The sequence below is a fragment of the Chitinivibrionia bacterium genome (assembly GCA_009779925.1).
Lineage (GTDB): Bacteria > Fibrobacterota > Chitinivibrionia > Chitinivibrionales > Chitinivibrionaceae > WRFX01.
Genome location: WRAZ01000056.1, coordinates 1 through 9,258, shown reverse-complemented (window position 1 = coordinate 9,258; position 9,258 = coordinate 1). Strand labels below are relative to the sequence as shown.

Genomic DNA, 9,258 nt, shown 5'->3' with positions numbered 1-9,258 from the left:
ACAACAACATTTTTTCTGTTTTTGTGCAAATCACAATTCGAACAAATTTTCAATTCAGTTGTAATTTGTTCCAATTCATTTTTAGCCATAAAACCAACCTTTCCGCCGCTTTTTCACGGCAAAATTAAATACTCAAGCAAGAAACAGCGGAATGGCTGTTCTGCCGATAATTCTCGTTTTTTGCAGAAAACTATGAATTTCACCTGTGCTAATTTATTAAACCCAATAGTGTTGATAGGCAGAACAACCGGTGAAGGGAGTTCAAACTATTGATTTTAATAAAACAAAAGGTCAAAGAGCACCAATGAAAAGTCGGGAATTATTCCGACATTCCATAGTTTTCTGCATCGGGAAAATACTTTTTATTTGTGGTGGTTTACGAGATTATTTTGTTTTTTGTGAAAATTCGGAAATGTGTGAAAAAAGGCGCAATGATTATCTTTGCGCCGATGGTTGGTTTTGTGGGGAAAATCAGTATTGCAAGCGCAGAACATCGTCGATGAAGAGACCTGTATATCGCGCTACAGTGTTGGCATCCACGCCGTCGTTTAGCATATTTACGGCAACTTGTCGCATTCCTTGAGTTATTCCAAGTTGCATTCCGCGCGCTCTTTCTTCATCGCCGCGCACTCTCAAAGCATCTTCTGTTTTCCATTCTGTTAACAACATATTTATAACCTCCGATCCTTTATCGTTGAAATAAGTGCTTAATACGTTTTTCTCCAAGCAGTCCAATATCGCCTTTTTTATTGCCTCGTCTCTACTCATATTTTTTTCATAGTTGCGAGCCATTGCTATGAACATTTCGTATCCTTTCAATGTTTCGCTTCTTTCTGCAAACTGAGGGTTTTTGCCTTCGTTTATATTGTAAACTTTGACAATTAGTTCAAGTTCCGGCAACGCTCCTTCTTTTTGCTCAAACATATCCGACAATTTAAGCGTTTCTTCGTCAGGATAATCTGTTTTTCCGTTGTATAAAACAATAAATTCGGGGCGCGGAATAGTAATTCTGTTTTGTTTATATAACGTTTCCGCTTCTATTATCTTCTCATAAACCCGTCCCATGTAAAGCAACATTCTAAGCGGCATATTCGGGTTTATTGTCGATTGGTGCTCTATTAAAACAACGAATTTGTTGTCAATTACAAACGAAATATCGTTCATCTGCTCCATATACAGCACGTTTTCCAACGTTGTTATTTGTATATCTGTCTCTTCTCCGTAGTTTGTGTTTTGTATCGCGTTATATAATTCTAAAAGTTTGTCTTTTTCACCGAATAAACTCGTAAAAACACTGTCTTTATATTCCCTATTTGCTTTTGCACTCATTTTTTCTCCTTGAAATTATGCTGTCATTATATAAAATAAAATACATTATCTCCACAACAATCTACGGGGAAAATCTTGAAATTTTGAGAAATTTCGGTGATTTTCTTGTTTTGGGCGATCTTCACTTCGCTCCCTTGCCGGTAAACACCACCAAAATCGTCTGAAAAATTATCTTTAAGTCCAAAAGTATCGACATGTTTTCAAAATAATAAAGGTCGTACATTACTTTGATTTTTACGTCTTCTATGGTTTCGTCGTATTTGTGTTTTACTTGCGCCCAGCCGGTAATCCCGGGTTTCATTTTCAGGCGTTTTACGTACCACGGGATTTCTTTTGACAGCATATCTATAAAATATTGACGTTCGGGACGAGGTCCCACTACGCTCATTTCGCCTTTGAGAACGTTCCAAAGTTGCGGGATTTCGTCAATTCTGGATTTTCGCAGAATTCTTCCTATCGGCGTTATTCTGGGGTCGTTTTCGGTTGCCCATTGGGGACCGCTTCGCTTTTCGGCGTCCATATACATCGAGCGAAATTTATATATAATGAAAGGCTTGCCGTTTTTTCCGATGCGTTCTTGCGAATAAATTGCGGGACCTTTGTCGCTTAATCTTACGACAATTGCTACCAATATCCAAAACGGCATAAAGGGCACAAGGACGAAAATCGCTATGAAAATATCGAAAAGGCGTTTGATTTGCGCTTGCCATTGGGGTAGGTTGTCGCCGAGCAAAACTACCAACGGCGCGCCGCAGAGTTGCTGGGTTTTTAGTTGCCCCGTTATTACATCCATAAGCGAGGGTATCATATAAACGGTAAGGTTTTCGCCCGAACAGTGGTTTAGAATTTCAGTGATTTCTTTTGCGGAATCCGTTAGGTGCGAAACAATTATTCCCGTTAGTTTTTTCTCTTTTACGATGTTTGAAATATCCTCGATTTTGCCCAAAACAGGAATGCCGCCGAACTCTTTTTGTTCGCAGTTTTGGTCTATAAAGCCAACTATTTTGTAGCCCAAATGCGGAAATTTGTTCATTTCTTTAATGGTATTTAAACCCGATTCGTTTGCGCCGATTATCGCAATGTTCTGATTGGCAATGCCGTTTTTGTATAAAAGCTGATAAAAAGAGTGCATTATGAGCCGCGCCAAACTTGCTGTTAAAAGGAGCGCCGCCATATAAGACAGGAGCAGAGAAACGCGTGTTTCCGTAAAAATGCCTTCAAATCTTCCTGTTTTTATAAAATCGATAATCTGCTCGCTCGAAACCATACAAAACATTATGGCTATTCCGATGATTATCGTCCGCGCGACAATGAAAATTTCGTCGAGGCGCGATTCCGAAAACCAGTCGCGGTAAAGTCCGTTGAAAAAATAAAACACAATCCACGCGCCCGTAAGCATTAAAGACGGAATTATGTAGGCGATAAAGTCGAGGTAAGGGTCAAAAAAAACAGGGAAATATTCGCTTTTGTAGCGTAGCCAAAACACGAGCCAAAACGCCCCGTTTATCGCTGCAACGTCAAACAGAAGAACGAATAATTTCTCAATAAACCGATTACCCAACAAAGCCGCCTTTTATGAATTTGTCGAACAATTCTTCGCCGCTTTTTATTACAATTCCCGAAGCGTGCGCGCTTCTTTCATTGTAGGCGCTCGAATTTCCGATAGGCACTTTCGGACCGAAAACCGCAAACGGTACTTTGTCGAGCGCGTGTGTTTTTGTGCGCACGTAAGTCGGGTGGTCGGGCAAAATCATAAGGTTTAAATCGGGATATTCTTGTTGCATTTTTATCAATTCGCCTACTACGTTTTGGTCGTATTCCTCAATCGCCTGAATTTTTTTCTTTAAGTCGCCTTCGTGCGAGGTTTCGTCGGGGGCTTCGATGTGTATCAGCGCGAAATCGCCTTTTTTGAGGAATTCGCGGACGGCGGCGATTTTTCCTGCGTAATTTGTTCCCAAATACCCCGTTGCACCCACGATTTCAGGCGCTTGTAAGCCTGCCAAAACGCCTATTCCTTTTACCAAATCCACCGCGGAAGCAACTCCGCCGCTTATGCCGTATTTTTCTTTAAGGGATGGAAATTTCGTTGCTTTTCCTTCGCCCCAGAGCCAAATGTCGCTAACAGGTTTTTGCCCTGCTTCGATACGTTTTTTGTTTTCGGCGCAATTTTTGAGGACTTCGCGCGCTTTTTTGGAAATTTCGTTAAGAATTATGTTTTTCGGGACATATTTGTCTATATTTTGTCCGCTTATATCGTGCGGCGGCGTTAGTTTTTCGCCTTTGATTTCGACGTCCTTTATCACCAAAATGTGTCTGTATTGAACGCCCAAATGGAAAGTGTATTTGTCGCAGTCCAAGGTTTTGAGCGCGGCGATAATTTCTTTTGCGCTGTCGGTCTGGATATGCCCTGCCGAATAATCGTCCATAACGCCGTCTTTTATTGTAATAAGATTACAACGGAACGCGGTTTCGTTTGCGGCGAGCTTTATTCCGATGCTTGCCGCCTCTATCGGCGCGCGCCCTGTGTGGTATTTTTGCGGGTCGTATCCCATAAGAGACATATTTCCGATGTCGCTTCCGGGCGGGAAACCTTCGGGAATTAAATCAACCATTCCGCAAATTCCTTTTTGCGCCACAAAGTCTAAATTGGGGGTTTGAGCATACTCTAAGGGCGACTTGTTTCCAAGAGCGTCAATGAGTTCGTCCGCCATTCCGTCGCCGACTGCTATCACGTATTTCATATATTTCTCCTTATTTGCAATTTAATTCCGATACTAAAATATTATTTTTTCAATGCGACATAGAGTATAAAGTTTAAAATGACTGTATTTTCTTTTCAGACTTTTTTCAAAAAATAAAGGATTTTCTAATTATTGCTAAAGCCAAAAACTATTTTCTGACGTTAAAAGTCTAAATTAAAGGAATACTATGAAAATTCAGACAAGAGTCATAATCAGTTTTTTAATAGCAATATCTATAGGTTTGGCATTCGGTATTACCGCTGTTGTTATAACCGGTCGCTTCAAAAACGAGGCGCAGGAATTATACACGCTTCAAAGAGGCATATCGGATTTCACGGATATTTTGAACGCTCACTACAATTGGAGATACAAAATGTTTGAAACCATAACGGGAGGCACGGAATTTACAGGAGAACTTGACCCTGCCGCCTGCCGCCTCGGATTATGGATAGACTACGACGCAAAATATATCAGAGACGAAAAAATTCAGGACAGAATAGCGCGGCTTAAACCTTTGCACGACCTTGTACACACGGAAGCGCGAATTGTCCTTAATTTACTTGAAGCGGGCGAAAACGACGAGGCTGTAAGACTTTTCAGAGAAAGCGTCATTCCCGTGTTTCACGAAATGATAGAAGAGTTGACGGGTATTATGAAAAAATATTCCGAATACGAGCTCGGAATGCACGCAAATATAAGCAGAATTTCAGATATAATTGCCGTTATGATGTTTGCCGTCATTATATTGGCGAGCTTATTTTTGACTTTGTTTATATTTAAAAGCATTATGAAAGACCGAAGCGGAATGGAAAAAGAAATCGACAGGATGAACCGCCTCAACAAGACCATACTCGAAGCGATGCCGATAGGTATGGCGATTTTTAAGGGTAATCCGCCGCAAGTTCTTGATTGCAACGACGAACTCGCAAATATGTTCAATGCCAAAAAACGGCAAGTTATAGACCGCTACTGGGAAGATTTCTCTCCAAAGTTTTTACCTGACGGACGTTCTTCATTAGAGGCTACCGCCGAAATTATGCAACGCGTAATGTCCGGCAAGGTCGTTAAAACCGAATGGATGCACCAAACAGCGAACGGCGAACCGATTCCCAGCGAACTCACGCTTATTCGCGTTAAAGACAAAGACGATTTTATCGGACTTGGTTTTTTATACGACCTGCGCGAAATTAAAAAACGGGAAAATGAACTTATACTCGCCCAAGAAAAGATTGAACAGCAATTGGCAAAATTAAATCTGGTCGTTAAATCCACGCATATTGCCCTGTGGGATATGGAAGTTGACGACGTCAAAAATCCCGTCGCCCTTACAAACACCGTTATTTACTCAGACGAATTCAGGCAAATGCTCGGATATTCAAACGAAGAAGATTTTCCTAACAAAATCAGCAGTTGGAGCAACATTTTGCATCCCGAAGACAAGGAAATAACAGTTAACGCTTTTGCAAAACACATACTCGACACTACAGGCAAAACGCCTTATGACAGAGAATTCAGAATGACAAAGAAAAACGGCGAACTCGCGTATATCCGCGCGACAGGCGAAACCACGCGCGACAAAGACGGCAATCCCATTCGCGTTGCAGGCGCAATTATGGATATAACCGAAACAAAAAACACATTGCTGAATATGAAAAAACTGCGCACGGACGCAGAAGCCGCCTCTGTTGCAAAAGGATTTTTCTTGTCGAATATGTCGCACGAAATGCGCACGCCGCTAAATACCATTATGGGAATGGCGACAATCGGCAAAAAATCGCTCGACAGCGAACGCAAAGATTACGCGCTCACTAAAATCGCCGAGGCTTCGTCGCATCTTTTGGGCGTAATAAACGACGTCTTGGATATGTCCAAAATTGAAGCGAACAAACTTGAGCTTGTAATCGGCGATTTTTCGTTCGAGAATATGCTGAAAAAAGCCGTAAATGCGGTTAACGTCCGTATGGAAGAAAAACAGCAGACCTTTTTGGTGAATATAGACGGAAAAATTCCGCACATTTTGGCAGGCGACGACCAGCGTTTGACTCAAGTTATAATAAATCTTTTGAGCAACGCCGTAAAATTCACCGACGAAGAGGGAATAATCCGCCTGAACGCGTCTCTTTTGCAGGAAAAAGGCAACGAATGCACAATTGCCATAGAGGTTATCGACACGGGTATCGGCATTACCAAAGAGCAGCAAGAGCGAATATTCCGCACGTTTGAGCAGGCGGACAGCAAAACTTCCCGTCAATTCGGCGGCACGGGGCTCGGTCTTGTAATTTCAAAGCGAATTGTGGAGATGATGGGCGGCGAAATCAACGTTTCTTCGGAACTCGGAAAGGGCTCAAAATTCACATTTTCCTTTAAGGCAACACGCGGAAACAACTCGCTCGAAACCAAACTCGATACATCGGTAAATTGGAGCAATATGAAAGTTCTCGCAGTCGATGACGCGGCGGAAATTCTTAAATATTTCTCGGAAATTTTCAACCGCTACGGCGTATCCTGCGACATTGCGGCAAACGGCAACGAAGCCTTGGCTTTAATCGAACAAAACGACGGCTACGACATTTATTTTGTGGACTGGAATATGCCTATAATGAACGGTATCGAATTGACAAAAGAAATCAAAAAACGCCGCGAGCACCGCAAAAACGTTATAATAATGATTTCGTCCACCGAATGGGCGCTTATTCACGAAGACGCAAAAGGCGCGGGCGTAGATAAATTCCTTATGAAACCCCTGTTTGCCTCGGATATTATGGATTGTATGAACACCTGCTTGGGAAGCGCAACCGCCAATAATGCAAAAGAACACAAAGCGGCTGTAAAAAGCGGCGAACTAAAGGGTTGTCGCATACTTCTCGCGGAAGATATGGCAATCAACAGAGAAGTTTTGCTGGCGATAATGGAAGACACCGGCGTAGAAATCGACTGTGCGGAAAACGGCGCGGAAGCAGTAGAAATGGTCGCCGCCAATCCAGAAAAGTACGAATTAATACTTATGGATATGCAAATGCCTCTTATGGACGGCTTGGAAGCGACCCGCAACATACGCGAAACAGGCAACAAAATCCCGATTATCGCAATGACGGCAAACGTCTTCAAAGAAGACATAGAAAAGTGCGCGGAAGCCGGAATGGACGACCACATCGGCAAACCGATAGACGTTGTCAAAGTAATGAAAATGATACGTAAATACCGAAAATCGTGAGTGCGCTACCTAAACAAGAAAAACACTTTCCACAACAACCTCGGATTTTTGGCGAAAACTTTCATAAACACCCGCAGATAACTTAATTTATCGGGGTTTTCGCCTTTAAGCGCCGCCGCTACATCGTTGTAAAATTTATCGCGCCTTCCCAAAAGAGCGGTCTTGAGCGCGTAAGAGCGAATTTGATTTTTCCCGCAATATTTGTGCCAATTTTTTTCGTAAACTTTAAGTTTTTTATAATCAAAAACGCCGTTTTTATGCGCCTTTACAATCGCCTCGCCTGCAATTTTCCCCGCAAAAAGCGCGTATGCAATTCCGCCGCCGTTAAGCGCGTTCACCTGCCCAGCCGTATCGCCCACCAAAACAACCCCGTTTTTGGACAGCGGCGACAAATATTTTCCCACGGGAACGCCTCCGCAATGCAAATCGGTAATTTTCGCGTTAGGATATTTTTTATTGACAAATTCGTAAAACAGTTCTTTCGCCAAAGCGGGTTTTGAATATTCCCCCAAAACGCCCAGCCCGACATTCGCCGTGTTTTTTCCGCGCCCAAACACCCACAAATAGCCGCCCGTTGCAATTTTTTCGCCCGTGTAAAATTCTATTATGTCGCCCTCAATCGAACTATGCTCAATCTTGGCAAACACGCAACTTTCCATATCTTCGGGCGCAAACGGTTCTTTCCACCAAGTTTTTCGTCGGATTAAACTTTCCACTCCGTCGGCGGCAACCAAAACAGGAGCGACAAAAACATCGCCGTTTTCGGCAACGCATTTATACGAAAACAGCTTCCCGTTCTCTTCAATTTCGACATCGTTAATATAGCAATTATTAAAATATTGCGCCCCGCTTTTTTGCGCGTTTTCGGTAAGTTCTTTGTCCATTATCGTGCGGTCTATGCAATAACTTTCACCGATATTTTTAAGCTCGACAGCCGTTTCATCGGGAGAAATAAACCTAACCTTATCAATTCTCGACAAAACCCATTCCCGTTTAATTCCAATAGAAGCTCTCATTCCCTTAAACCCCACCCCCTCCCCGCAACGAACAGGCATCGACGGAAACTCCTTGCGTTCAATAAGCGCAACTTTAAGCCCCGCTTCAGCGCAAACTTGCGCTGTCTGCGAGCCGGCAAGCCCCCCGCCGACGACTATGATGTCGAAGTTTTTATTGGTTTTGTTCATTTTTTGTCCTCTTCTTCATCAATGTCAAATTTCATCTTCACGCGCTTTTCTATATCTTCCGCGCTTGGCAGTGTATTTGCAAGTTCGGCAGGAACAAAGTCCGACAATTTATATTCGCTTACGCCAATAGGCTTGTTTATGTCTTTCAGCGCGTATTCCGCAGTCAATTTGTCTTTCGTTTTACAGAGCATAATGCCGATGGACGGATTATCTGTTTCGTGTTTCAAAATATCGTCAACAGCCGACAGATAAAAATTAAGTTTTCCTGCATATTCGGGCATAAATTCCGTATTTTTTAATTCAATTACCACGAAACATCGAAGTTTAGTATTGTAGAATAAAAGGTCAATATAATAATCCTTATTGCCGACTTCAATATGATATTGATTGCCGACAAAGGCAAACCCCGTGCCGAGTTCCATAATAGTTTTAGCAACATTTGCGACCAATTCGTTTTCTATTTCGCGTTCAATTATTCCTTTACGCTTTTCGACAAAGTCAAAGATATAAGGACTTTTAAGCGTTTCTTGCGCTAATTCGCTAAATGGCGACGGCAACAATCTGTCATAATTAGTAGTTTTTTCGGCGATTGCTTGGCGGTGATATGTCTTTGTTTCTACGTGGTGTTCAAGAGCGGATAAAGACCAATCATTCTCTATTGTTTGTTTCGCGTACCACAAGTTTTCTTCTTGTGTTTTTGCTTTATCAAGCAATAATACATTGTGCGACCAACTCAAAAGTGCAGACACTGTCTGCACTTTTTGCTCGTCGTTTACGATTTCAGCAAATT

The 9,258-nt window shown here is 42.3% G+C and carries 7 protein-coding genes; 2 read left to right on the top strand and 5 right to left on the bottom strand.

All coding sequences use genetic code 11. From position 1 onward, the window contains the following. Positions 1-273: hypothetical protein (locus FWE23_10675; GenBank protein ID MCL2845889.1), on the top strand; the 273-nt coding region annotated here is incomplete at its 5' end. Positions 274-471: 198 nt separating this feature from the next. On the opposite strand, the gene FWE23_10670 is transcribed toward FWE23_10675, so the two are convergent. The 3 genes from FWE23_10670 to FWE23_10660 form a co-directional block, all read right to left on the bottom strand. Next, the gene (locus FWE23_10670) at positions 472-1,329 is read right to left on the bottom strand and encodes an Rpn family recombination-promoting nuclease/putative transposase (GenBank protein MCL2845888.1); all 858 of its coding nucleotides are present in this window, start codon (positions 1,327-1,329) and stop codon (positions 472-474) included. Positions 1,330-1,450: 121 nt separating this feature from the next. After that, positions 1,451-2,890: a sugar transferase gene (locus tag FWE23_10665; GenBank protein MCL2845887.1), complete on the bottom strand. Its 1,440-nt coding sequence runs from the start codon at positions 2,888-2,890 to the stop codon at positions 1,451-1,453. Continuing rightward, positions 2,883-4,070 (bottom strand): cofactor-independent phosphoglycerate mutase, encoded by a 1,188-nt coding sequence (locus FWE23_10660; protein ID MCL2845886.1) that lies wholly within the window; start codon positions 4,068-4,070, stop codon positions 2,883-2,885. The genes FWE23_10665 and FWE23_10660 overlap by 8 nt, the downstream gene beginning before the upstream one ends. A gap of 187 nt (positions 4,071-4,257) precedes the next feature. Here FWE23_10660 and FWE23_10655 point away from each other — a divergent pair, with 187 nt between their 5' ends. After that, the gene (locus FWE23_10655) at positions 4,258-7,284 is read left to right on the top strand and encodes a response regulator (GenBank protein ID MCL2845885.1); all 3,027 of its coding nucleotides are present in this window, start codon (positions 4,258-4,260) and stop codon (positions 7,282-7,284) included. A 5-nt stretch (positions 7,285-7,289) separates the two neighbouring features. Here FWE23_10655 and FWE23_10650 read toward each other — a convergent pair whose 3' ends face one another. Together FWE23_10650 and FWE23_10645 are read right to left on the bottom strand one after the other, a co-directional pair. Further along, positions 7,290-8,468 (bottom strand): NAD(P)/FAD-dependent oxidoreductase, encoded by a 1,179-nt coding sequence (locus tag FWE23_10650; GenBank protein ID MCL2845884.1) that lies wholly within the window; start codon positions 8,466-8,468, stop codon positions 7,290-7,292. Next, the coding region (locus FWE23_10645; protein ID MCL2845883.1) for a PDDEXK nuclease domain-containing protein at positions 8,465-9,258 on the bottom strand (794 nt) is incomplete at its 5' end. The genes FWE23_10650 and FWE23_10645, both read right to left, overlap by 4 nt.